General features: G+C 70.7%; 22 protein-coding genes and 1 pseudogene. 16 read left to right on the top strand and 7 right to left on the bottom strand.

The window, feature by feature from the left end:
• A complete protein-coding gene (locus BJY16_RS37675) occupies nt 1–1,014 on the bottom strand; it encodes a peptidoglycan-binding domain-containing protein (RefSeq protein WP_185044318.1) in 1,014 nt (337 codons plus the stop codon).
• Nucleotides 1,015–1,207: 193 nt separating this feature from the next.
• Here BJY16_RS37675 and BJY16_RS37680 point away from each other — a divergent pair, with 193 nt between their 5' ends.
• Complete coding sequence (locus tag BJY16_RS37680) at nt 1,208–1,369, top strand: hypothetical protein (RefSeq protein WP_185044319.1); 162 nt, start codon at nt 1,208–1,210, stop codon at nt 1,367–1,369.
• Nucleotides 1,370–1,394: 25 nt separating this feature from the next.
• Here the strand turns inward: BJY16_RS37680 and BJY16_RS37685 are convergent, their stop codons facing one another.
• Nucleotides 1,395–1,721 carry a TraR/DksA family transcriptional regulator gene (locus tag BJY16_RS37685; protein WP_185044320.1) on the bottom strand — a complete coding sequence of 109 codons (327 nt, stop codon included), beginning with the start codon at nt 1,719–1,721 and terminating at the stop codon, nt 1,395–1,397.
• Nucleotides 1,722–1,905: 184 nt separating this feature from the next.
• Here BJY16_RS37685 and BJY16_RS37690 point away from each other — a divergent pair, with 184 nt between their 5' ends.
• The 4 genes from BJY16_RS37690 to BJY16_RS48775 all read left to right on the top strand — a co-directional run bounded on the left by BJY16_RS37690 (nt 1,906) and on the right by BJY16_RS48775 (nt 7,530).
• Nucleotides 1,906–3,393 (top strand): sialidase family protein, encoded by a 1,488-nt coding sequence (locus BJY16_RS37690; protein WP_203758903.1) that lies wholly within the window; start codon nt 1,906–1,908, stop codon nt 3,391–3,393.
• 267 nt (nt 3,394–3,660) lie between these two features.
• Nucleotides 3,661–4,107, top strand: coding sequence for an SRPBCC family protein (locus BJY16_RS37695; protein ID WP_185044322.1), 447 nt, complete (start codon nt 3,661–3,663; stop codon nt 4,105–4,107).
• Nucleotides 4,108–4,154: 47 nt separating this feature from the next.
• Nucleotides 4,155–4,661 (top strand): nitroreductase/quinone reductase family protein, encoded by a 507-nt coding sequence (locus tag BJY16_RS37700; protein WP_239176971.1) that lies wholly within the window; start codon nt 4,155–4,157, stop codon nt 4,659–4,661.
• Nucleotides 4,648–7,530: a CHAT domain-containing protein gene (locus BJY16_RS48775; protein WP_185044323.1), complete on the top strand. Its 2,883-nt coding sequence runs from the start codon at nt 4,648–4,650 to the stop codon at nt 7,528–7,530. Before BJY16_RS37700 ends, BJY16_RS48775 begins: the two co-directional genes overlap by 14 nt.
• Here the strand turns inward: BJY16_RS48775 and BJY16_RS37710 are convergent.
• Complete coding sequence (locus BJY16_RS37710; protein WP_185044324.1) at nt 7,499–8,725, bottom strand: flavin monoamine oxidase family protein; 1,227 nt, start codon at nt 8,723–8,725, stop codon at nt 7,499–7,501. The two genes, BJY16_RS48775 and BJY16_RS37710, sit on opposite strands and share 32 nt — an antisense overlap.
• A 244-nt stretch (nt 8,726–8,969) precedes the next feature.
• Here BJY16_RS37710 and BJY16_RS37715 point away from each other — a divergent pair, with 244 nt between their 5' ends.
• The 6 genes from BJY16_RS37715 to BJY16_RS47935 all read left to right on the top strand — a co-directional run bounded on the left by BJY16_RS37715 (nt 8,970) and on the right by BJY16_RS47935 (nt 13,597).
• The gene (locus BJY16_RS37715; RefSeq protein WP_185044325.1) at nt 8,970–9,443 is read left to right on the top strand and encodes a hypothetical protein; all 474 of its coding nucleotides are present in this window, start codon (nt 8,970–8,972) and stop codon (nt 9,441–9,443) included.
• A 57-nt stretch (nt 9,444–9,500) separates the two neighbouring features.
• Nucleotides 9,501–9,884, top strand: a complete 384-nt coding sequence (locus tag BJY16_RS37720) for an alpha/beta hydrolase (protein ID WP_185044326.1) — start codon at nt 9,501–9,503, stop codon at nt 9,882–9,884.
• A gap of 80 nt (nt 9,885–9,964) precedes the next feature.
• Nucleotides 9,965–10,354, top strand: coding sequence for a hypothetical protein (locus BJY16_RS37725; protein ID WP_239176970.1), 390 nt, complete (start codon nt 9,965–9,967; stop codon nt 10,352–10,354).
• Between the two features lie 535 nt (nt 10,355–10,889).
• On the top strand, nt 10,890–11,552 hold the full coding sequence (locus BJY16_RS37730; RefSeq protein ID WP_185044328.1) for a hypothetical protein: 663 nt from the start codon (nt 10,890–10,892) through the stop codon (nt 11,550–11,552).
• 476 nt (nt 11,553–12,028) lie between these two features.
• Nucleotides 12,029–12,571: a hypothetical protein gene (locus BJY16_RS37735; protein WP_185044329.1), complete on the top strand. Its 543-nt coding sequence runs from the start codon at nt 12,029–12,031 to the stop codon at nt 12,569–12,571.
• Nucleotides 12,572–12,715: 144 nt separating this feature from the next.
• The gene (locus BJY16_RS47935) at nt 12,716–13,597 is read left to right on the top strand and encodes a hypothetical protein (protein WP_239176969.1); all 882 of its coding nucleotides are present in this window, start codon (nt 12,716–12,718) and stop codon (nt 13,595–13,597) included.
• Nucleotides 13,598–13,709: 112 nt separating this feature from the next.
• Here the strand turns inward: BJY16_RS47935 and BJY16_RS37745 are convergent, their stop codons facing one another.
• Both BJY16_RS37745 and BJY16_RS37750 read right to left on the bottom strand, forming a co-directional pair.
• A complete protein-coding gene (locus tag BJY16_RS37745) occupies nt 13,710–14,141 on the bottom strand; it encodes a hypothetical protein (RefSeq protein WP_185044330.1) in 432 nt (143 codons plus the stop codon).
• Nucleotides 14,142–14,240: 99 nt separating this feature from the next.
• Nucleotides 14,241–14,549: pseudogene (locus BJY16_RS37750) on the bottom strand (transposase); the annotation flags it as partial.
• 501 nt (nt 14,550–15,050) lie between these two features.
• Between BJY16_RS37750 and BJY16_RS37755 the strand changes: the two are divergent.
• From BJY16_RS37755 to BJY16_RS37765, 3 genes are all read left to right on the top strand, one after another.
• A complete protein-coding gene (locus BJY16_RS37755) occupies nt 15,051–16,850 on the top strand; it encodes a serine/threonine protein kinase (protein WP_260418359.1) in 1,800 nt (599 codons plus the stop codon).
• Nucleotides 16,851–16,971: 121 nt separating this feature from the next.
• Entirely contained in the window at nt 16,972–17,676 is a 705-nt protein-coding gene (locus tag BJY16_RS37760; RefSeq protein WP_185044332.1) for a hypothetical protein, read from the top strand.
• Nucleotides 17,657–17,851 (top strand): hypothetical protein, encoded by a 195-nt coding sequence (locus BJY16_RS37765; protein WP_185044333.1) that lies wholly within the window; start codon nt 17,657–17,659, stop codon nt 17,849–17,851. The genes BJY16_RS37760 and BJY16_RS37765 overlap by 20 nt, the downstream gene beginning before the upstream one ends.
• A gap of 166 nt (nt 17,852–18,017) precedes the next feature.
• Here the strand turns inward: BJY16_RS37765 and BJY16_RS37770 are convergent, their stop codons facing one another.
• Complete coding sequence (locus BJY16_RS37770; RefSeq protein ID WP_239176967.1) at nt 18,018–21,260, bottom strand: TIM-barrel domain-containing protein; 3,243 nt, start codon at nt 21,258–21,260, stop codon at nt 18,018–18,020.
• A 140-nt stretch (nt 21,261–21,400) separates the two neighbouring features.
• On the opposite strand from BJY16_RS37770, the gene BJY16_RS37775 reads away from it, so the two are divergent.
• Together BJY16_RS37775 and BJY16_RS37780 are read left to right on the top strand one after the other, a co-directional pair.
• Nucleotides 21,401–21,844 (top strand): hypothetical protein, encoded by a 444-nt coding sequence (locus BJY16_RS37775; protein WP_185044334.1) that lies wholly within the window; start codon nt 21,401–21,403, stop codon nt 21,842–21,844.
• Nucleotides 21,841–22,173, top strand: a complete 333-nt coding sequence (locus BJY16_RS37780; RefSeq protein ID WP_185044335.1) for a transcriptional regulator — start codon at nt 21,841–21,843, stop codon at nt 22,171–22,173. The genes BJY16_RS37775 and BJY16_RS37780 overlap by 4 nt, the downstream gene beginning before the upstream one ends.
• Here BJY16_RS37780 and BJY16_RS37785 read toward each other — a convergent pair.
• Nucleotides 22,137–22,760, bottom strand: coding sequence for a TetR/AcrR family transcriptional regulator (locus tag BJY16_RS37785; protein ID WP_260418360.1), 624 nt, complete (start codon nt 22,758–22,760; stop codon nt 22,137–22,139). The two genes, BJY16_RS37780 and BJY16_RS37785, sit on opposite strands and share 37 nt — an antisense overlap.
• Between the last annotated feature and the right edge of the window lie 32 nt (nt 22,761–22,792).

Below are 22,792 nucleotides of genomic sequence, written 5' to 3' on the forward strand. Positions count from 1 at the left end.
CTAGCCGCTCGGCGAGGCGGACGGCGTCGCCTTGTGCCGCTGCGCCTGCTCGACGGCGGCGATCGTGGCGGCGTCCACCGTTCCGGTGGGCTCGACGCCCAGCTCGCTCTGGAAGGACTTGAGCGCGGTGGTCAGTTCGTCGGTCCAGGCGCCGTCGACCGGGCCGGTCCAGAAGCCGGCCAGCTTGAGGGTCTGCTGGACGGCGGCGGTGGCGGCGATCGCGTCGTCGGCCGCCGCGCCGCCCCTGGCCCGCAGGTCGGCCTGCAGCGCGGCGTCGGTGGCCTTGTCGACGGTTCCGGTCACCGGCAGGTCGTGAGCCTTCTGCAGGGTTTCGACGGCGGCGACGGTGGCCGGGCCGTAGACCCCGTCGATCTCCTTGGCGTAGTACCCGGCCTGGGCCAGGGACTTCTGCACGGCCAGGGTGTAGTCGCGGGCCTGGGCGTACTGGTCCTCGTTCCGGCAGCCGGCCTCGCCGAGCAGGCTCAGCCAGGACATCTCCAGGGCCACCGCGGCGGCGTTGAAGCGCTCGGCGGCCTCGCGCAGCGGCGTCTGGTCGGTGACGCCGGCCTGGGCGGCGGTGAAGTCGGCGTCGGCCTGCTTGACCCGGTTGACCGTGGTGGCGGCGACCGGCGGTGCGGCGGATGGCGACCCGGACGGCGGCGCCGAAAGCTGCTGGGCGAGGTCCTGCTCCGCCTTCGCGACCGCCGCGCGGGCCTCGGTGAGCTGCTCCACGGCGGTGACCACGTCGGCCCGCGGCTCGGCCAGGTCGGCGCCGGCCGCCTTCACGTCACCGACCGTCGGCGCGGTTTCGTTGATCAGGTCGCCGTAGCGGTCCAGCGCGGTGACGTACCCGGCGCTGGACCGGCAGAACGCCTCCACCTTGGCGGCCAGGTCCGCCTTCGCCTCGGCGAGCGCCTCCTGCTTGCGCGCCAGCTGCCGCTGCTGCGCGTCGTCGCCGCAACCGCCCGCCACGAGCAGCACCGCGACCAGCAGGACCCGGAGGCGGGCGGGCATGTCAGCGCTGGCCGTTCCGCTTGCGCAGAATGACGATGATCCCCGCGACCACCAGCAGCAACGGCAGGATCAGACCCCACATCAGCCATCCATTCATGCCGGTCAGCGTCCCAGCCCCGGTCCGCCACGCGGATCACCCCTACCGGGTGACCTGGGCGGATGCGGCCCGCGCCGTCGGCGTACAGTGCCGCCTGTGTTCGACTTCGAGGAGGAACCGGCCTCCCCCAGCCAGCCGCCCCAGGGCCGCCTCGCCGCACTGTCCCGGACGTTCCTGATGATGGTCGGGCTCGCCGCCGCCGCGATGGTGGCAGTCGGCGGCCTGCTGTTCTGGGCTCTCCAGACATTCCAGAACTGATTTCGCGTACGGTCTCCGCACCCGTTCACGCGCAGTCGATACACCAGCGCGCGAACGGCCGCGCGCCGAGCCGCCCCTCCCCGATCGGCTGCCCGCAGCGCTCACAGATCCCGTAGGTCCCCGCGTCGAACCGCCGCAGCGCGTCGTCCACCTCGACGATCCGCTCCCGCGCCGCGGCCAGCAGCGCGGTGAGTTGAGCCCGCTCGAACCCGACCGTGGCCCCTTCCGGATCGTGCTCGTCGTCCCCGTTCGAGTCCCGAGCCGCCGCGAACAGCCCCTCCAGATCGCGCGCCAGGGTCGCCGCCTCGTCCACGGCACTCGCCCGAAGCCGCACCAACTCATCCCGAGCCATCCTCGCAGCCTACGACTCGGCGGTTGACCCGTGTCCCGCTCGGCTCGGTTGATCGGAGGAGCCGGATCCGGGCGGACCGATGATGGGCCGGTGCACCGTCCCGGAGTAGCTGTTAATCGAGGCTTATGAATTGGGGGGTGTCATGCGCAACTGGGAAAGGTTCGCTACGGTTTCGTCCGTTGTGGTGCTGGGCCTCACGTCCGGCACCGTGGCCTGGGCCGGGACCCCGGATCCGGTACGGGTGTCACACGAGAGCCCGTTCGCTGACTGCACGGTGGGCGCCGCGCCGGGCTCGGTGCTCTATCCCGGCGCGGAGGTCGAGCCGTCGGTGACCGCCCACCGGTCACGGCCGACCGAGGTGATCGGCGTCTGGCAGCAGGACCGGTGGAGTGACGGCGGGGCGCACGGTCTCGTCGCCGCCTACTCCCGCAACGGCGGGAAGACGTTCACCGAGGTGCCGTGGCCGGTCTCGCGGTGCGCGCCGGGTGGCCTGAACTACGAGCGCGCCTCCGACCCGTGGGTGAGCGCCGGGCCGGGCGGTGTGGTCTACGGCAGCGCGCTGGCCTTCGACGCCAACTCGCCGCGCAACAGCGTCGTCGCGCTCACCTCCTACGACGGGGGCCGGACGTGGCGCAACGTGACCGAGGTGATCGTCGACACCGAGCTGAGCGCGTTCAATGACAAGAACTCGGTGACGGCCGACCCGGTCCGGCCCGGCTCGGCATATCAGGTGTGGGACCGGCTGGAGCTGTCCGCCGACGGCACGCAGCTGTTCAGCGGGCCGTCGCTGCTGTCGGTCACCCGGGACTTCGGGCGCACCTGGAGCCGGCCGCGGGTGATCGTGCCCACCGGGCAGTTCCAGCAGACCATCGGCAACGTGATCGTGGCGGATCCGCGCACCGGTGCGCTGTACAACTTCTACGACAGCATTCAGTTCACCGACGCCACCGGGACCACGACCGAATCCATCCGGTACGAGATGGTGCGCTCGACCGACGGCGGGCGCACCTGGGGCCGGCCGGTCGTGGTCGCCGACGACACCGGCGTGCAGGACGTCGACCCGAACACCGGCGCGGCGCTGCGGACCGGCGTCGGCATCCCGTTCCCGGCCATCGACCCGCGCACCGGTGAGCTGTACCTCGCGTACGAGGGATCCGATTTCACCGGTGGCGCGTACAACCAGATCCAGCTGGTCCGCAGCACCGACCGCGGCCGGACGTGGAGCGCGCCGACCCGGGTGAACGGCGACCCGGCGGTGCAGGCGTTCACCCCGAGCATCGCGGTGGCCGACAACGGCGACGTGGGCGTCACCTACTACGACCTGCGCACCGTGCAGCCCGGCGATGTCACGACGCTGCCGACCAGCACCTGGTTCACCCGCTCCCCGCGCGGCGGGCGCCACTTCGACCGGGAACGGCAGATCGCGCCGGTCTTCGACATGCTGCAGGCGCCGCAGGCCAACGGGTACTTCATCGGCGACTACCAGGGGCTCGCCACGGTCGGCAGCCAGTTCCGCGCGCTGTTCGTCACCACGAACAGCGGCCGGCCGGGCAACCGTACCGACGTCTTCTACACCGAGTCCGGGTCGCTCAGCCCCCGCAAGCCGGCCGCCGCCGCGACCGAGCGGGCGTTCACCGCGCCGGCCCGCCGGCCCAGTCCGGCACGGAGGTGACCGGTTCCGCGGCGCTCGGCGGCCGCACGACTCATCGGGACCGGTCTTGATTCTTGAACGGTGACCACCCGCGGGCAGTGAAGGGGCCGGCGATCGTTATGGACGCGCCAGCGGCCAGATCGCCGGCCCCGGCCCGCGCGGGAGCATGCGATCCGCACCCCAGCGGACCTGCGAAGATGAGGCTCTTGAAGTGGATTTTTCCGCAGCCTTCTCCGCTTCCGGGTCACCTTCGTGGACGCCTTGCGGGCGGTGTGCTCGGATGACGGAATGAGGTTTGACATCGTCACCAAGGCCTCCCCTGAGCAGGCCTATCAGGCGTTCACCGACTTCAGCGACCGGCGGGTGCGGATCTGGCACCGCACCCTCGACGCGAAGAAGTACGAGCTGCGCGATCAGGGCGACACGTGGGCCGTGGCCCGCGAGGGCAGCGCCAGATCACCGTTCTGGGTGGTGGTCCGCTACGACCTGTCGGCGCCCCCGATGATCCGCTGGACGGTCCTGGAGAGCAGCTACGGCGGCGGCGGTGACGGGTTCGTCCGGATCGCGCCGGCCGACGGCGGCGGCAGCCGGATCCACGCCGAGTGGACCACCGCGAACGCCCGCCTCGCCCAGCGGCCCCTGCTGTTCCTGATCCATCACGGCCCGCTCCCCCGCATGGTCGCCCGGATGTGGACCGCCACCCTGGACCAGTACGCCGGGAACGCCCCGGGATGACCCCGCTCTCTCAGCCGGTCCACAGTCGACCGGCGTGAGGATGAGGCATGTCTGCTCAGGCCAAGGCACCTTGGGTGCCGCCCCGCTGGTTCGTGCTGGTCGCCTGGAAGATCCACCGCGCGTTCTACCGGATCACCGGTGGGCGACGCGGCCTGTGGCGGCCCAAGCCGGGGCGCTGGGGCACGTTCCGCCTGACCACGATCGGCCGGCGCAGCGGCGAGCCGCGCAGCGTCATCCTGGCCTACCTCGAGGACGGGCCGAACCTGGTCACCATCGCGATGAACGGCTGGCAGCGGGGCCAGCCCGCCTGGTGGCTCAACCTGCAGGCGAACCCGGACGCGACGGTCCACCTCAAGGACGGATCGCGCTCGGTCCGCGGCCGCGCGGCGAACGACGCGGAGCTGCCGCGACTCTGGGACCGGTGGCGGGAGACGAACGCCGACCTCGACGGGTACGTCCGGAACCTCCACCGAAACGGTCATCGTGGTCCTGGAGCCGCGGGCCTAGCGTGGTCCCCGGGGGACTCGAAGGGGGCGCGGCGTGTCGCACGATGATCAGGTCCAGGTGTGCCGGGAGCGGCTGGCGGCCCGCCCGTCCCATGCCGCCGCGCTGCTCCAGCTGGCGATGGCCCTGCACGACCGGTACGAGGACCACGGCGACCCGGCCGACCTGCACGAGGCGATCGGCACCGCCGAGCAAGCGCTGACGCTGATCCCACCCGGGCATCCGGACCGCGGCGGCTACCTCACCGTGCTGGGGCACGCGCTGCGCACCGGCGTCGCGATCGCCCCGGACGAGGACCGGCGGGACCGGGCGATCACCCTGCTCACCGAGGCGCACCGGGTCCTGCCCGGCCGCCACGAGATGCAGGTGCTGATCGGTGACGACCTGGCGATGCTGCTGAGTGGGCGGTTCCGGTCGGCGGGCGACCCGGCCGACCTGGACCGGGCGATCGCGATGATGACCGTGGTCGTCGGCGTGGCCGACCCGGACGACCCGGACCGGCCGGCCTACGCGGCTAACCTGGGCGGGTGGCTGCACCAGCGCTTCGACCTGCGCGGGCAGGCCGCGGACGCCCGGCAGGCGGTGGCCTGGCTGGAGGCCGCGGTGACGGAGACCGGCGCCGACGACCCGTACTACCTCGACCGGCGGGACAAGCTCGCCGACGCGCTGTGCGCCCGCGGCCGGGCCGACCGCGCGGTCGCCGACGTGGACCAGGCGATCAAGCTGATCGGCGCCGAGCCGAACGCCTGGGCGCTGTCCCGCCTCGACGCCTTCCAGCTGGCCCGCTTCGAGCTGACCGGCGACCTCGCGGACCTCGCCGAGGCGGTCCGGTACGCCGCGGCCGCCGCCGACGCCGAGGACGACGCCTTCAGCCGGGTGATGTACCGGATGAACCACGCCAACCGGCTGCTCGACCGGTTCGCCGCCACCGGCCGGGCCGACGACCTGGACGCCGCGGTCGGCATTCTCGCCGGCGCGCTCGACCTCGCGCCGGACGAGCCGGCCCTGGTGAACAACTACGGCCTCGCGCTCAGCGAACGCTACCGGTGCACCGGCGAGCTGTCCGACCTGGAGACCGCGACCCGGGCCTACCGGCGGGCCGCCGACCTGGCCCGCCGGTCCCCGATCAGCCGGGCGATGTACCTCAACAACCTCGGCACGGCCCTGACCGCCCTGGCCGACCGGACCGGCGTTACGACGCACGAGGCCATCGCGGTCCACGACGAGGCGGCTCGGCTGTTCCCGCCGGAACACCCGCTGCGCAGGGAGACGCTCGGCAACCTGGCGCTGGCCCTGCGCGAGGTGGATCTGGACCGGGCCGTCACGACGATCGAGGAGGCGGTGACCGGCCTGCCCGCGGACCATCCGGCCGCGACCGGCCTGCGCACCACCGAGACCGGCATCCACCAGGCCCGTTTCGAGCGCACCGGCGACCGCGCCGACCTCGGCCGGGCACTGGCCGCCGCCCAGGCGGCGCTGGACGCCACCCCGGCCGGGCACCCGAGCCGCGCCACCTGCCTGGTCAACCTGGCCCGGGCCTACGAGCTGGCCGGCGATCCGGACCGGGCGACCGAGCTGACCAGGCCGGTGGAGACCGACCCGGTCGCGCCGTTCCCGGTCCGGATCGAGGCGGCCTTCCGCAACGGCCGCCGGGCCGCCGCGGCCGGGCGGTGGGGAGCCGCCGCCGACAGCTTCGCCACGATGGTCCGGCTGCTGGCGACGGTGACCCGGCACGCACAGACCCGCGGTGGTCAGGAGCAGCTGCTGGCCGACTGGACCGGCGTCCCGTTCACCGCCGCCGCGTGCGCGCTGAACGCCGGCCGCCCGGCCGACGCGGTCACGGTCCTGGAGCAGGGCCGCGGGGTGCTGTGGGCGGCGCAGCTCGCCCGGCCGGCCGGCGAGCCGGAGTCGCCGCCGGCCGCGACCGCCGGGCCGGTGGTGCTGCTCACCGTCAGTCCGTACCGGTGTGACGCGCTGATCGTCACCGGCCCGGACGTCCGGGTCGTCCCGCTGCGCACGCTGACCCAGCCGGCCGTGCTGGCCCGGATGAAGGACTACTACCACGCGCTCGGCGACGACCCCGACGAGCCGGTGCTCACCGGCGTCCTGGAGTGGCTGTGGGACCACGTCGCCGAGCCGGTGCTGGCCGCCCTCGGGCCGAGGGTCCGGCACGTCACCTGGTGCCCGACCGGCCCGTTCGCGTTGCTGCCGGTCCACGCGGCCGGCTACCACCGCCCGGAGCACGCCGGGGCCGGGCGCAGCGTGCTGGACCGGGTCGTGTCGTCGTACACCGCGACGCTGCGGGCGGCGGCCCGCCCGGGCGCGCCCTGCGAAACCGACGACCTGCTGTTCGTCGGGATGCCGGAACTGCCGGGCGCGGCGAAGGACAGCGCGGTCGTCCGCGGGCACCTCGGAGCGCGGTGCGAGGTCCTGGAAGGTCCGGCGGCGACCCGGGCGGCCGTGCGGGCCGCGCTGGACCGGCACTCCGCGGTGCATTTCAGCTGCCACGGGCGGCAGGACCTGGACGACCCGTCGGCCGGTGGGGTGATCCTGCGCGACGGCGTGCTCAGCGTCGCCGACCTGGCCGGGGCCCGGCGCGGCGGCGAGTTCGCGTTCCTGTCCGCCTGCGAGACCGCGATCGGCCTGAACGACGTGGTCGACGAGGCGGTGACGCTGGCCGCCGCCCTGCAGTACGCGGGCTGGCGGCACGTGATCGCGACCCTGTGGTCGGTGCGGGACCGGGATGCCGCGTTCCTGGCCGAGGCGATCTACGCCCGGATGGTCACCGACGGCCGACTGTCACCGGACCGGGCCGCGGACGCCCTGCACCACGCGGTCTGCGCGGTGCGGGAGAGACGCCGGAACCACCCCAGCCGGTGGGTGCCGTTCATCCACGTCGGGCCGCCGCCGCCCGGATGATGCCGGTGGCCCGGTCGGCGATCTCGGCGTCGGTCCCGGTCCACAGCGTGCCGAGCCAGTGCCCGGCGAAGAGCCCGACCAGGGTCGGCGTGCCGTCGGCGGCGGTCGCGTCCAGCCATTCGCTGATCGAGGTCCGCTCCGGCCCATGCACCCGGTAATAGCCGTGCTCCGGCCAGAACCGCTGGTCGAAGCGGAGGATCACCTTCTCCACCCGGCCCGCGCCGAGCCGGCCGAGCGCGTCGCGGTGGGCCGGCGGCAGCGGCGGGTCGAAGGTGATGCCACCGCCCGCGAGCACCGGCAGCGGCGCGGTCACGATCACCGCGTCGGCGCTGACATCGCCGTTCAGCACCACCCGGCCGGCCTCCACCCGGATGTCGCGGACCGGATGGCCGAGCCGGATGTCCAGCCCGTCGGCAAGATGGCCGGTCAGCCGCCGGTAACCGCCCACGATCCACCGGTCCCCCTCGCCCACCCCGGGCTCGAAGCCGTGCCGCGCGCTCAGCCAGGACAGCGGCGCGCCCGCGTCCATCACGATCTCGGCGTCGACGAACCGGTGGATCTCCGCGGCGGTCCACGGCGCCGGATCGCGCAGCCAGTCGTCGAGCACGTCCGCGATGCCCGACTCCGGCGCCGCCCGGGACAGCCGGTCGCGCAGGTCGTCCTCGATGCCGTCCGGGAACGGCTCGCCGGTCAGCACCAGCGGGTCGCCGAAATCGGTCGGCACCATGGTCAGCCCCAGCCGCTCGGCGAGCCGGGCGAGAACGTTCTCGTCGTACTGCTGCAGCCAGTTCGCGCCCAGGTCGAACGCGCCACCGGCGACGTCCGCGCCGGCGGTCCGCCCGCCGATCCGGTCCCGCGCCTCGAAGATCCGCACCTGGACGCCGCGCTCGGCGAGCGTCCGGGCCGCGCCGAGCCCGGCCATCCCGGCGCCCACCACGGCGACCCGGGAATGCCCCAGGTCCGCTGCCCATCCGGCCGCTTCGACACCCTTTTCGTACGCCCCGTGCGTCATGCCGGCCCGGGTCGGGTGCGTGGCCTCCCCGGCGATCCGCAGCCGCTCGCCGACCGGCGTGCCGAGCGCCACCCGGTCCTGCGGCGTCCCGTGCCGGCCGATCAGGCTCCAGGAGCCGCGCGCCCAGGGATCCTCACCCCAGCGCGACACCGCGGAACCAAGCAGACGAGCCGTGATCGACATGCGCGGCAGGCTACCAGCGCCGACACGACCCTCTCGCGCCAACTTTCCGCCCTGTGGATCAGCGTTCTCGTACACCGTTCTAGGGACTCGCACTTTGTTCCAGCCGCTCGTACTTTGTTCCAGCGTGATCGCATCTGACCCCGATGGCTCTGATCAGCGGCTGAGCAGGACCCGCTTGCGGAGCAGATCGAACCCGGCTCGAAGTGTCGGGCATCCCCGAAGGGCAGCTTCCGAAGGACTGGCAATGAAGCGTCGCGGCACCATCCGACTGGCCGCCCTATGGCTGGCCGGCTCAGCACTGATACTTTCCGCCTGCTCAGGAGACACCGTGGAACCCAAGTCCGAAGCCGACGTGAACGCCCTGGTCCAGCAACACGCGGAACACATGGCCGCGCTCGTCGGGATGCCACTGCTCGACGCGAAGCTCAGCTCCAGCAACTGCACCGGCAGACTCGGCGAAACCAGCGACAAGGTGTTCACCGTGCAAGGCACCTACAACCTCGACCCGCCGCAGAAGGATCAGCACCTGGCCCCCCTCGACAAGGTCAAAGCCGACTGGACGGCCAAGGGCTACACCATCACCGACGACCGCAAGGTCGGCCCCGATGACGGAGTCGTCGCCGCCAAAACGCCGGACGGCTTCAACCTCGACATCGAACGCGCCATCCCGGACGGATTCGCGATCCTCATCCACTCACCCTGCTACGAGCGCCCCTGACCCGAGAACGGAGAAGCCCACCGCCACCAAAGACGCTGGCCGCCACCTGCCCGACCGATGGCCGGCCGGGACCCGTACCTGAACCACCTGCAGAGCCTGCGCGTCACCCACGACAGCGCAGCCGGTCATCTGGTCGCCATGGGCCACTCGTACGGGACCACCATCGTCGGTGAGGCCGCGAAAACCGGTCACCTTCCGGTCGATGACATCGCGGCAGCGGGCAGCCCCGGCATGTACGTCGGGTCGGTGAACGACCTGATGGGACCGAGGCATGTATGGGCCGGCGCATCCGACAGCGACCCGGTCGCCTCGGCGGCGGCGGCCCAGCCGTGGGACTACGTCTTGCTGTTCCCGGCGGCCGGTCCCGCCGCGGTGCCGTTTCGTCGAAACCTACGCCGACCATCTACACGGCATGGCCCCACCCCGGAGAACTGGCGATGATCCGCAGAAGAAGCACACTCACCCTGGCGGCAGCAGCTGTCGCCACCGGGTTGGCCCTGTCGGCCTGTTCAGGAGACGGCGTGGAAACCAAGTCCGAAGCCGACGTCAACGCCCTGGTCCAGCAGCACGCGGAGCAGATGGCCACGACCGTCGGCATGCCGCTGTTCAACGCGAAGCTCAACGCCAGCCCCTGCACCGGCAGACTCGGCGAAGACAGCGACACGATCTTCACCGTCCAGGGCGCCTACAACGTCGTGCCACCACAGAAAGACCAGCACCTGGCCTCCCTCGACAAGGTGAAAGCCGACTGGACGGCCAAGGGCTACACCATTACCGACGACCGCACGGTCGGCCCGGACGACGGCGTCGTCGCCGCAAAAACACCGGACGGCTTCAACCTCGACATCGAACGCGCCAACCCGAGCGGCTTCGTCATCCTCATCCACTCCCCCTGCTACGAGAGGCCCTGACCCCAGGAACGGAGAAACCCACCGCCGCCTGCAGCGTTCACGCTGACCGCCACCTGGCCCGTACCGTCGAGGGCGTTCCGCTGCATTGCGGGCCAGGTCGGCACCCTTGGTGCGCATCGTCGCCAGCCTTCATCACATCGGCCGCTGGTGCACCACCACGCCGAACAGCGGAATTGCCGCTCGCACGCGGCCGATGAGACCGGCTCGTAGCGCCACCGGCCCGGCTCGTCTCGTCCACACCTTCGTGGCTTCGCTCGCGAGTTGTGGGGTACCAGATGTTCGCGACTTCCGGCGCCGCGCTGCCATCGCCGGTAGCGCAGGCGGCAGCTACAGACCCTGTTCACTCCGTGCAGACGCTCGTGAAACGGCCGAGGTGCGCGTGCGCGGATCTGCCGATGAGCGCGTACCGGATCTTTACAGGATATTACGATCTTGCACATGGCGGGCTGACCCTATCGACGGATAAGCTCTCCCAATACGGTTTCAGTCACGGGGACAACTTCACCGTCTCGAACTTTGGAATGAGCAGCAAGCTATGTCCGCATTGCTAGGTTCATTGCTTCAGTCTGAGCTGACGCAGCGACTATCGGCAGAGGGCTGGAGGCTGGATCCTGTTGCCCGCGAGCCGCGATATTCGCACGGCGTGGGTGACGTATTTTGGCAATTCGGTTTGAATGCATCAGGAGACGGGCCAGTTTCGTTTCTGCCCGCTGTAGGTGCTCGTCATCCAGAGACGAGCCAGCTTTATGTGAAGTTTCGGGGTCTGCCGCCGGAGCCTGAAGTATCCTTTGGCGTCTGTTCGATCGGCCAGGGACTTGCCGACCTCGTTCGCTGGGAAGGGCAGGGAGTCGCTCTTCCGCACCGCTGGAGACTTCACGAGGAATCCGACGTTGCACGCGTCGCAGAGGTCATGGTCTCAGACCTGCTCGGTGCCGGGTTGCGCTTCCTGTCGACCTTGAGCAGCGCCGCCGACATTTTTTTGCGTTTAGAGAACGATCAGTCTAGGTATCAGGCCCTTAATGGACATTTAGCCATCGTCGCAGCCCTTCTTGGCCACCAAGATTCGGCCCTTTCGGCCTTGCGTTCTTATGCTGCGGAGGCTAATCGCCAGCATGACCCTGCTCGATCGTGCACTTGGAACTTCGTCTCTTCGTATGTAGGTCATTTCGGAATTGGTGACGATCTGATTTCCAGATGACCATCTTCCGGGGAATTGCAAAGTCGACGCTTATTGGTCAGTTAGAAGTGCTCCAAAAAAGTTAGGGCGCGCAGCGGCGCCACACTGTGTGAGCCAGAACCGCCAGGTGGGGCCAAGTCTCACCCGAAGCTGGGGCCAGGACACGCTCCAGAGGCCAAGCCTTCACCTGCTTGGAAGCAACGCCCTCTTCTGCCGCTGAGCAGACGCGCCGGGCTACCAGACTCGAACCGGCTCATGCCTTCGCAGGCGACAGCCTGCATCTTGAGCAACATAATTGATCATGACGAACCCTTCCCATGTGCCTTTGCCCGGCGCGCAGAAGGACGTTAACGTGCGGTCGCTGGAGAGGCGAGCCCATCTCAGCGGCGTCCTCTTGCCGGCCGGGGCTCGCTACGTGTCCGTGACGCCAGGGAATGGTGGTTAGTGGGCGGTCGCGCCGACGAGGCGGATGTTCGCTCGCGTGCAATGATGCCCCGATGTCTGTACTGACCGACTACTTCGCCGCTGGCTCTGACGGTGTGGCGGCGACCGCCGTCGACTACGTCGACGGGCAGCCGGGTTTGCTGGACCTCACGGCCGAGGACGTCGCCGCCGGCAAGGCGCTGTACCGGCTATCGCCGGACGAGGCGGCGCGGCCACGGGTGCAGACAGCGCAATCGGGGACACCCGTCGTGCTGAGCAAGAGCGTCGACCCGACTAGCCTGGGACGGCTGGAAGCGATTCTCACGGGCCGGTCATATGACGAGGTGAATGCCGATCCTCGACGGGCTGGGCTGATTGCGCCGGCCCGGCATGAAGACATCGAAGGATGCATCGTGCTGTCGGTCACGGACACGCTACGCGACGCCTTGGCGTCGCTGGAACCGTCGACGCAGCCTGAGGTAGCGCGACAGTGGGCGAGCGCGGAGTTCGACGCAACCGCGGAGAATAGCCTGATGATGTTCCTGGCGGCTCTCACGGACCTGGCGCGGCGGGCGGTTGTCGACAACGACCGACTCTACTGCTTGGTGACCTTCTGACCTATAACCTCACACACCCGCAGTGGCGCACGCTCATGCCGCCGGCCGTACGCAGTGGCCGGCGTAGCCGTCACGATCTGTACGGCTCGGTTCAGATTGCCGACCGAGCGTGGACTGCCCAAATCAGGCTGCCATCATGACGGAGTGACGTCAGTGCCGGAAAGCATGCCGTTCCGGTGGGATCTGATCACGCCGGATCAACTGGGATCGCTGCTCGACGCCACCGCCAAGCCCGACCTGTGGTTCCTCAACGATCTCGTGGCGTGTACCGGGAAGGTACTGGCCCGCAGCCGCAATGGGGATCTGTTCTTCGTGGGCAGGTCCTTGGACTCGATGTTCGACCTGCTCGGCGGCGTGTTCACCGGCCGAGCCGGCGTGCAACGGCTCTACCGGCTGCCGTTGTCATTTCAACGTCCGGGGATCGGATCCGGCCGCCGCTGGCAACGTCGTCCGTTGACACCCGCTGAGGTCGCGCAGGGCCGTCGGTTCCTGGAGACGGTCGGATTGACGCCATACGCGCTGGCACGCCGGGACCGCCCGGCGGTACTGGTCGACGTCGTCTACGAGGGCGAGACGTTCACCGAGTTGTTCACGCTGATCCGGGACTGGATCAAGCAGGAACGCGAGCCGTGGCCGGTCATCCGGCGCAAGCTGGCCTTCGTCGGAGTCACGATCCGCCGCAAGACCAGTCCGAACACCGAGCGGTGGCAGCAGCGCGCCGCCTGGACCCGGACGCTGCCCGCCTCCGCGGTGGCCAACGTGTCACTCGACCCGGGAGTCTGGTCGTATTTCGGGGATCACCAGGTGAAGCTGACCCGTTCGTTACGCCCTGACCGATGGACCGCCGAGGCTGAAGGCCCCGGCCGGGACGAGCGCACTCGGCAGGCCCTCGTCGAGGCAGCGGCACTGGTCGCCTACGGTCGCAGCCCGGCCGGTAGGCAAGCCGTCGCCCGCGCCATCGGCCGCGACCCCGCACTCAGCCAGCCGTGGCTACGCACCCTGGTCACGAGCCTGACCATAGGTTGAGTTCCGGCTACCCGCGCTGCGCCGGCGGCATTGACGGATGCGCGGATTTGCCACTGATCGCTCATACGGGCGCCGCCACTGCCGCTCAACGTCCTCAGCTGCCGAGTGCTCGTCACGCCGATTGGTTGTCAGTCGCTGGCAGACTGCGCCACCACCGCTCCTCGATAGTCAGCTCGTGGGTCTCGAACAATGCTCGCTCGAATGCGAACGGATCGACGGGCCGAGCAGCGCCTCGGCGAGCGACTTCCAAGACCTCTGCCGGGAGGCGGACGTTGTGCGACTCGACGTAGTGGCCCAAGCCCTCCGGCCAGACGAAATGTTCGCCGTCGGTCAGCTCCGTACTGCCGTTGAGGACGCCGCACAGGCGGCAGATCGAAAATCCGGCAGAGGCTACAAACACCGTCCCCGAGCGCAGGTAAGCCGCCACAGCATCGCGCTCCTCCGATGGCAAGTTATCGGCAAGGAAGGCGTGGACGTCTGGCCAACCATCAGGCGCTGACGGATCGTCCCAGTAGCCAACGAGCCGCAGCGTTTTCTGGTTCATTGCAGTCGCCCATCCACAGGCACAGGATAAGTCGCAGATCTCGATCGCAGGCACTCCCCGTAGTCGCCCTGGATGATGCAGCGGACTAGGTTCTGTCTCTTAAATCAAACCGTTGGGTATGGCGCGGAGCCAGTCGAGCATTTCGACGAGGTCGAGGGTGGCTTGGAAGTGAGCGCCCAGCTTGTCGTATCGGGTGGCATATCCGCGCCAGTGCTTACGCCGGTTGAAGCCGCGTTCGACCTGGTTGCGCCGCTTGTAGGCGTCCGGGTTGAACGCGGGTGGCCGGCCGCCGTGGCGGCCTTTACGCAGCCGGTTGGCGATCTGGTCTCGGAGCTGCGGGATCGTCGTGGTGATGTGTTTGTCCCGCAACCCCTGCCGGTTGGCCCGTGACGAATACGCCCGGTCACCGGTTAACCGAGTTCGGACGTATCCGCGGCCGGCCGGGTCCGGGTGTCGCCACCCGGACCTGGTTGAGCAGCGGGATCAGCCGCCGCGGGAGCGTCCGAGGCCCTCGCGTGCCTGCGCCTCGGCAATGCCGAGCCCTCTTTTGCCGCCCCGGCCGCATGCTGGTGGGCCCGCACGACCTGGGGCTGCCCATCGCCAGACTGATCGCCGAACGGCACCGCGGCACCATCACGATCGGCCCGCCGGGCCGCCGCGGCACGACCGTGCACGTCGAACTACCTCGCGACCACCCCGAGCCTCCGAAGACGACCGCTACCCGCGGCGACGGAGCAGGCGCCGCAGTGCCCCGCCCGCTGCCGTCCTGAGCCCGAGGCGCTGCAAGCCCTGCGCGGTCACGGAGGCGAGAGCGCGGTCCGAGGCCTCCGGACCGCGTCGCGCAGGCCGGTAGTCTCCAGTAGCGGGCGGGCACAGTATCCTGATGTTGATCTTTCCGGCCTGAGCACGTTGTCAGCGACCGATCGGGCGGGACATCTGACGTTGGTGTCGACAACAGGCGGAGGTGCCGTGCCCAGCGGGCGAGTTGAGCCGATCGGGCCGGGCGACCCGGCCCGCGTGGGCGCCTACCGCATCATCAGCCGTCTGGGATCCGGCGGTATGGGCACCGTCTATCTCGCCGAGAACGGGCAGGGACGCCTGGTGGCGGTGAAGGTGGTGCGGCCCGCCCTGGCATCCGATGAGGCGTTCCGCCGCCGTTTCCGCACCGAGGTGCAACGAGCGCGGCAGGTGCCGCCCTTCTGCACCGCCGAGGTGCTCGACGCCGACCCGGACCACGAGCCGCCGTACCTGGTGATCGAGTACGTGGACGGGCCGAGCCTCGCCGATGTGGTCCGGCAGCGCGGGCCGTTGACGTCGGCGAACCTGCACGGGGTCGCGATCGGGGTGGCTACCGCGCTGACCGCGATCCATGCCGCCGGGGTGATCCACCGGGATCTGAAACCAGCCAACGTGCTGTTGCCGCCCGGCACGCCGAAGGTCATCGACTTCGGCATCGCCCAGGCGATGCACGACAGCACCCGGCACACGCTGGCCGACCAGATGGTCGGCACCGTGGCCTACATGGCGCCGGAGCGATTCGACAACACAGCCGGCGAGTCGCTGACGGTGGCGGCGGACATCTTCGCGTGGGGTGCGGTGGTGGCCTACGCCGGCACCGGGCACAGCCCCTTCGACGGAGGGACACCACTCGCGACGGCGACCCGCATCATGACCGAGCCGCCCGATCTGAACGGCCTGGATGGGCCGTTGCGTGAGCTGGTGGAGGCCGCGCTGCAGATGCAGCCGGGCGACCGCCCTACCGCTCGGCAGCTGCTGGACCACCTGCTGGACACCGGCATGGCCGCCGAGTCCGCCATGGCGGCACAACCGGCGCTACGCAACGCGGCGCAGGAGGCCCAGACGACGTTCTCCGGCGTTCCGCGTCCCGTCATCAACAGCCGGCGGTCGATCGCCGAACCCGGCCGGACACCGGCGGCCCGCCGGGGCCGGCTCGGGCTGATCGTCGCCATGGTGACCGCCGTGGTCAGCATGGCGGCGATCGGAGTGGTGTTGCGCGCACGCGTCGACGACCGGACGGTGACGGCCGCACCCTCGCCGGGAGGGACCAGCGTTTCCCCCGGGTCACAGCGACCATCCCAGCCGGTCGGCGGCAGTCCTGAGGTTTCGGAAGCGGCGCCGTCCGCCGCGCGCCCGTTCCGCTTCGCGGCCGACGCCGAGGTGGCGGATCCGCTGACCCGCCCGGATGTGATCCGCGCGAACACCGACGGCCACAGTTCCTGCCAGTACTCCGGTGCGCTGATGGTCACGGTGGACCGGACCGGCACCTACGAATGCGGAGAAACCGTACAGTCCTTCGCCGGTGCTCACCGGATCTCGGTCGAAGTCGACCTGCGCACGGCTGGTGGCTGCGCCGTCGTGCAATTCCTCAGCACCAGGGCCGGTGCCTACGGGGTGAACGTGTGCGCCCACGGATACATCTTCAACTGGTACGAGGGCGACAGCGTCGAAGAACTGGGCTTCTACTTGCTGCCCGATCGCACACGGCTGCGCGAACCGCATCGCATCACCATCGACATCCACGGAAAGGAGGCCTCGCTCTACCAGGACGCTCGCAAAATCGCCCCGGTCCTGTTGGAGAAGGGCGTACCAGCGGGCGGCGGAAACGTGGTGATCGGCGGTTACGGCGACCCGGCCGGCGGCGAGGCACCCTACCGCATCGCCCTGCGGAACCTGGAGATCATCGGATGACCGCCCGGCGGCGAGCACCGGCGGTCACCAGCGAGCGCTAGTCCGCGGGGGACGTCAAGGGCTAGCCGGAGGTTGAACCGGCAAGCTCAGGTGGCTCAGCAGGGGGCCGGATAATGATCAGATGCACGAACCTGCCGGGGATCCGAGCCGGGCCGCCGTCGACGCCTTGGTCCGTGCGATCGCCGAGCGGACTGCCGCTCGCGACGCCGCCGGTGCGGCGCGGCTGCGCCTGGAGGTGGCGGTGCGTCTGCGCGACGCCGGGCGCTGGGGTGATGCCATGGTGTCCGCGGAACAGGCACGACGCGACCTGACCCGGGTCGGTCTCGCCGACGACGCGATGACCGCCCGCTATCTGTTGACTGAGCTCTACTCCCATGTCGCCGAACACCGGCAGGAAATGCGGGACCTGCTGGACGAGCTGCTGTCCGCGCCCTCGCTTCCGCCAGCCCTGCCGTCCCGGGCCGCTCTGCTGGAAAAGGCGGCCGACATCAACAGCCAGGAGCGCGGCGTCGCCATGCTGCTGGAGGCCGCCGACCTGTACCGGGAGGTGGGCGACCAGGGCGCGGAGGCGCGTGTGCTGCTCGGCGTGCTGAGCCGGGGCCTGCCACCCCGGTCATGGCCGCTGGTCTCCCGGCTGGACGAACTTATCGAAGCCGGCCTGGTGCCGGAAAATTCGCTGCCCGCCGTGCAGGCCGAGCTGTGCCGACTCGAAGCCGGCAGCGGCCAGCCGCAGGCGGCACTGGATCGGGCCGGGCGGTATCCGGGCGACTATGCCGCTCTGCCTGCGGGAAGCGTGGGTCCTGCTGATGCTGGGCCGCCACGCTGACGCTGAGGAGCTGGCCCAGCCCTGGGCTGCCGACCCGGATGGCCTCGATTTCTGGGAGGCCTGCCTGATCGTGGTCCGGAGCCTGCAAGCGCGTGACCGGCACACCGACGCCGAGGCGTTCCTGGCCGGGCACGACCTGAGTCTCCGTGACATGGACGATGTCTACTTCGACTGACCCGTGCTCGGCGGCTCATCATCCATGGTTGAGTCCACCAAGAGTGAGCCAGAGCCCGATCAACCTGTCACTCGACAAGTGCAGTGCTGGGGCTTGCGGGGCGCGGACGAGGGTCTGCTCCCGGGCGGGGCTTCGGTCGTACCGGGAGCAGACCTTGACCTGGGTTTTAGGGGACGGTGAAAGTGCTGGTGTAGGGCTTGCGGATCGGGACGCCTCCGGGGCCGGTGCTGCTGACCTGGTCGACGGTGAGGGTGTAACTGCCGGGCGGCAGTGGGGTGGCGGGTGTCCAGATCAGGGCGCCGGGCGTGGGCTCGGTGGTGGCGCCGGCGGTCGGGCCGGTGGGGCCGGTGACGGTTATCGACGCGCTGTAGTCGGCGCCGGTGGGCTGGATGTCGCGTTGGAAGGTCACCGTGACCGCGGTCGGGGTGGTGGCGGTGTTCACCACGAGCGGGTCGCGCCAGTACTGGATGGCGAGGTGGGTGTCCGGGACGCCGGGGACGCCCCACTGGGTTGACGTGTCGTCGACCAGCATGGTTCGCGTGATGCCGCCGTCGACGGTGACGCTGCGGTTGTTGGTGCCGGTGATCGAGCCCCAGTCCTCCACGGTCTCCCAGGTGCCGCGGGTGTACTTGTACTGGATGTCGGTGCCGTCGAGGACGGTGACGGTGGCCTCGTGGATGCCGTTGCCACGGTTGGTCATCGCCACCTTGCCGGGGTCCCACGGGCCGAGTTCGGTGATGTTGCCGGGGACGTGGAGGGTGGCGTCCGGTGGTGTGCCGGGCGGTGCGAGCACCCGGAAGGTGACCGCGACCGGGCGGACCGGGACGGTGAGCGACGCGGGCAGGCTCGCCGCGCTGCCGTCCGGGTTGCGGTAGGCGAGGTGGCCGGTGACCGCGGCGGTGCGCGGCGACGGGCCGGTCGGGGTGACGTCGTAGGTGACGGTGAAGTCGGCGCCGGGTGCGAGCGAGGCGGCCGTGGTCGCGGTGCGCGGGGTGACCACCCAGCCGTCCGGCGCGGTGATCGACCCGGTCAGCGCGGTGATCGTTCCCGGGCCGGCGTTGTGCGCGGCCAGCACCAGCCGGCTGGTGGCGCCGGACTGCAGGCCGTCCGGCGCGGTGAGGGTGAGCTCGACGGCCGGCTGCTGCGCCACAGTCAGCGGCACCCCGTCGTGCCGCACGGTGATCGCCTTGGCGCCGGTGACCTCGACGCTGATCAGGTGTTTCGCGGCGTCGTAGGTGAACGGGACGCGACGGCCGGCGACGGTGACCAGGTGCGGGCGGGACACCCCGGCGAACTGGACCGTGTAGTGCCGGGAGCGGGTGGCCGGGCCGACCGTCAGCTCGGCGCCGCGCCGGCCCTCGTCGTAGCGGACCGGGGTGCGGGTGTACTGGCCGGTGCGGTAGCCGAGCCCGTCACCGGCGTCGTCGTAGACCACCGTGCTGCCGGACGCGTGCGGGTAGGCGGTCAGGGTGAGCCGGTCGGCGGGCTGGGCCGCGACGTTCGGGGCCGGCGCGGCGGTCGGCAGGATGCCGCCGGCCCGGACGTAGACCGGCATGTGGTCGGGGGTGGCGGCGACGGTCCGGGTGGCCGGCCCGCGGAAGGTCTCCCCGGTGAAGAAGTCGGTCCAGGTGCCGGGCGGGAACCACACCGGGACGGTGGTGCTCAGCCCGGGCGTGGTGACCGGCGCGACCAGCAGCGAGTCCCCCAGCAGGTACTGGGTGTCGTGCTGGTACGCCTCGTCCAGCTCGGGCCACTGCAGGTAGAGCGCCCGGGCCATCGGCATCCCGGTGTCGTAGGTCTGCCGGGCCGCGGTGTAGAGGTAGGGCACCAGCGCCTCGCGCAGCCGCAGGAAGTCGGCGGCCGGCTTGCCGACCGTGCCGGCGTACTCCCAGGGCAGCCGGTCGCCGTGGTCGGAGTGCAGCCGCAGGATCGGCTGGAACGCGCCCAGCTGCACCCAGCGCAGGTAGAGGTCGTCGGGCAGGTGCTTGCCGGCGAAGCTGCCGATGTCGTGGCTGACGTAGGACATCCCGATGCTGGCCTCGGCCGGGGTCATCGCCGCGGCGAAGGCCAGGGTGGCCCAGTCCGGGCGGGTGTCGCCGGTGAAGTGGACGGTGCTGCGGTGCTCGGCCCACGGTCCGGACGGGCCCGGGGTGGTGTAGTCGGGGAACGACGCGCCGATCCGGGACAGTGCGAAGCCACGCCGGTCGGCGGCCTCGCCGTCGCGGCGGTACAGCTCGTTGACCCAGCTGTCGGCGGTCAGCCCGGGGACGGTGACCCGGCTGTCGTCGCAGCAGTAGTCCAGCCACCACTGCCGGACGCCCTGGTCCTCGAAGGGCCGGTGCAGCGCGGTCCAGGCCGCGGCCTGGTCCGGGTCGCTCCAGTCGAAACGGTACGGGTTCGGCGCGAAGCTGCTGGTCGCCGGCGTCAGCTTGCCCTTCGCCGTGGCCTGCGCCCCGGCGAACCGGGGATCGTCGCCGGAGATCGCGGCGTGCACGTTCAGGGTGGTGGTGATGCCCTTCCGGCTCAGCTCGTCGACGAACTCCTCAGGTTTGGGGAACAGGGTGGAGTTCCAGTTCCAGCCGGCCCACTGGTTCGGCGCCTTCCAGTCGGTGTCGATCACCAGCGAGTCGAGCGGCACGTTGTTCTCGGCGAAGGCGGGCAGCAGCTGGGTGCGGTAGTCCTCGGCGCTGTACGCCTGGTACTTGGAGAACCAGGTGCCGAAGGCCCACTTCGGCGGGAGCGCCGACGGGCCGGTCAGGGCACGCAGGTCGGCCAGGCCGCGGCGGTAGTCGTGGCCGTACCCGAAGAGGTATCCGTCCTGATAGGCGCCGGTGCGCGCGGGCCGGGCCGCGACCCAGCCGGCGTCCGTGCGCAGCGCGGTGGCGGTGTCGTCGAGCAGGTACCAGCCGCCCCGGTTGAGCATGCCCGGGTGCAGCTTCAGCTGCTCGACCGGACCGGCCTGGCCGGCGTAGTAGTCCAGCCCGCGGTACCAGCCGCCGAGCGCGTCGGCGCGGGCCGGGTTGCCGAACTCCGGATGCGCGGTGACCGGGCGGCCGCCGACACGCAGCTCCAGGCTGGTGTTCGCGGCGGTGACCGGCCCGCTGTCCAGCCGGTGGCGCAGGGTGACCGCGCTGGTGGTGACCCGCAGCTCGCCGCCGCGGGTGGACGCGGTGAACCGGGTCCGCGGCGGGTCCCGGTCGACGGCGTTGAAGGTGGGCCGGTCCTCGAAGGTGTCGTCAGCGGAGTACTCCAGGCGCAGCAGCGTGGGGCTGAGCACCTGGACCCGCAGGTGGCCGGCCTGCACGGTCTGGCCGTGGAGCTGCGGGGCGCGCGGCGCGGCGAGCGCGCCACCGGGCGTGAGGACGAGCAGCATCAGGAAGGCGACCCAGGCCGCCAGGCGGGTGACCACGACGCGAGCCTGCCGCCCGCGCCGGGACCGCGTCAATGGACGAACGTCTATTCCGGTTGCGGAACTCTTGCCGCCGAGGAAAGAGTCGGGCTATAGTTTCCGCACAGGAAACATTTGCCGCCAAGGAAGGAGTGGCTCCGATGGACGCCACCGAGGCATCGAAGGCACTCGCCGAGATCCACCAGCGCCAGCAGCAGACCGTGCGCCGCGCCAACCCCCGCCGGCTCCCGGCCTGGTTCACCTACGGCTCGGCGGCGGGCCTGGCGCTGATCTCGGCGAGCAACGACCTCGCCGGGTGGCCGCACAGCCTGATGCTGCTGGCCGGCGGCACCGCGCTGCTCGGGACGGCGGCGGCGCTGGAGCGCTCGACCGGCGTCCGGCTGCGCCTGCGCGCCCTCCGCTGGACTCCCCTGGCGCTGTTCGCCGCCGCGGTGCTCGTCGCGATCATCGGCGTCGGCAGCCTCGCGCGCCTGCTCGACGTGCCCGCCGACGGCACCATCGCCGGCCTGGCCGGGGCTCTGGTCTGGATCGCCGCCATGGGGCCGGCACAGGACGCCGCCGGCAAGCCACGGGACCCGGCATGAGCACCGCCCAGCCAGCCGGCTTCAACGAGCTGCTGCACTTCCCGGTCCGGCTCTCGCTGGTGTCGCTGCTCACCCCGGCGGCCCACGCCGAGTTCAGCTATCTCCGCGAGGCGACCGGGCTCAGCGACTCGGCGCTCAGCAAGCAGCTGGCCACGCTGCAGGAGGCGGGATATGTCGAGGTGCGGCGGACCGGGCGGCGGGCGACCGCCCGGCTGACCGAGGACGGGCGGCGGGCCCTCGCCGAGCACGCGCAGGCGCTGCGGGCGCTGCTCGGCGAGGCGCTCGACGCCAGTCAGGAGGCGGTTTCCCGTACCGAAAGATCGGGTTGAATCGGGAGGATGTCGCGCGCGATGGCCCGGGCGGCACCGGCCAGCTCCGCGTCGGTGACCGTGAGGCCGCGCGAGGCCATCAGCACGATGTTGACGCTGAGCAGGGCGGACCGGACCCGCAGCGTCTCCTCCAGGGACGCGTCCGGGCCGGTGAGGATGTCGAACAGCTCGGTCATCTTGCCGAACGCGTTCTCCCGGCCGGACTGGTGATGCAGGTCGCGGACCACGTGCTGGTTGGCCATCGCGAACTTCATCGCGGCCATCCCGCTGCCCACCCCGAGCGCGACCATCCGGTCGACGACCTGACTGAGCAGCTCCGGGCCGGGCGGCTGCTCGCGGGCCCAGGTGACCAGCTCGTCCAGGGCGTCCAGGTGGGCCTGGAAGATCGACAGGACGATGCTCTCCTTGCTGCTGTAGTGGTAGTAGAGCGCCGCCTTGGTGATGCCGAGCCGCTCGGCGATCTCGCGCAGCGAGGTGCCCTCGTAGCCCCGCTCGGTGAACAGCTCGATGGCCACCTTGCGGATCTCCGACTTCGTGTCCGCGCCCCGTCGCTGTCCTGCCGCACCCATCGCTGCTGGTCTCCTCATCTATTTGCCAACTTACCGTGCGGCAAGTAGGC

The sequence above is a fragment of the Actinoplanes octamycinicus genome (genome assembly GCF_014205225.1).
Taxonomy (GTDB): Bacteria; Actinomycetota; Actinomycetes; order Mycobacteriales; family Micromonosporaceae; genus Actinoplanes; species Actinoplanes octamycinicus.

Excerpts from the sequence above, each read along its gene's own strand:
- BJY16_RS37710 (WP_185044324.1), bottom strand. The coding sequence starts at position 8,725 with ATGTCGATCACGGCTCGTCTGCTTGGTTCCGCGGTGTCGCGCTGGGGT.
- BJY16_RS37730 (WP_185044328.1), top strand. The coding sequence starts at position 10,890 with ATGTCCGCATTGCTAGGTTCATTGCTTCAGTCTGAGCTGACGCAGCGA.
- BJY16_RS37700 (WP_239176971.1), top strand. The coding sequence starts at position 4,155 with ATGTCTGCTCAGGCCAAGGCACCTTGGGTGCCGCCCCGCTGGTTCGTG.
- BJY16_RS37780 (WP_185044335.1), top strand. The coding sequence starts at position 21,841 with ATGAGCACCGCCCAGCCAGCCGGCTTCAACGAGCTGCTGCACTTCCCG.
- BJY16_RS37720 (WP_185044326.1), top strand. The coding sequence starts at position 9,501 with ATGGCCGGCCGGGACCCGTACCTGAACCACCTGCAGAGCCTGCGCGTC.
- BJY16_RS37775 (WP_185044334.1), top strand. The coding sequence starts at position 21,401 with ATGGACGCCACCGAGGCATCGAAGGCACTCGCCGAGATCCACCAGCGC.
- BJY16_RS37695 (WP_185044322.1), top strand. The coding sequence starts at position 3,661 with ATGAGGTTTGACATCGTCACCAAGGCCTCCCCTGAGCAGGCCTATCAG.
- BJY16_RS37735 (WP_185044329.1), top strand. The coding sequence starts at position 12,029 with ATGTCTGTACTGACCGACTACTTCGCCGCTGGCTCTGACGGTGTGGCG.
- BJY16_RS37760 (WP_185044332.1), top strand. The coding sequence starts at position 16,972 with ATGCACGAACCTGCCGGGGATCCGAGCCGGGCCGCCGTCGACGCCTTG.
- BJY16_RS37765 (WP_185044333.1), top strand. The coding sequence starts at position 17,657 with ATGCTGGGCCGCCACGCTGACGCTGAGGAGCTGGCCCAGCCCTGGGCT.
- BJY16_RS37745 (WP_185044330.1), bottom strand. The coding sequence starts at position 14,141 with ATGAACCAGAAAACGCTGCGGCTCGTTGGCTACTGGGACGATCCGTCA.
- BJY16_RS37685 (WP_185044320.1), bottom strand. The coding sequence starts at position 1,721 with ATGGCTCGGGATGAGTTGGTGCGGCTTCGGGCGAGTGCCGTGGACGAG.
- BJY16_RS37785 (WP_260418360.1), bottom strand. The coding sequence starts at position 22,760 with ATGAGGAGACCAGCAGCGATGGGTGCGGCAGGACAGCGACGGGGCGCG.
- BJY16_RS37715 (WP_185044325.1), top strand. The coding sequence starts at position 8,970 with ATGAAGCGTCGCGGCACCATCCGACTGGCCGCCCTATGGCTGGCCGGC.
- BJY16_RS37675 (WP_185044318.1), bottom strand. The coding sequence starts at position 1,014 with ATGCCCGCCCGCCTCCGGGTCCTGCTGGTCGCGGTGCTGCTCGTGGCG.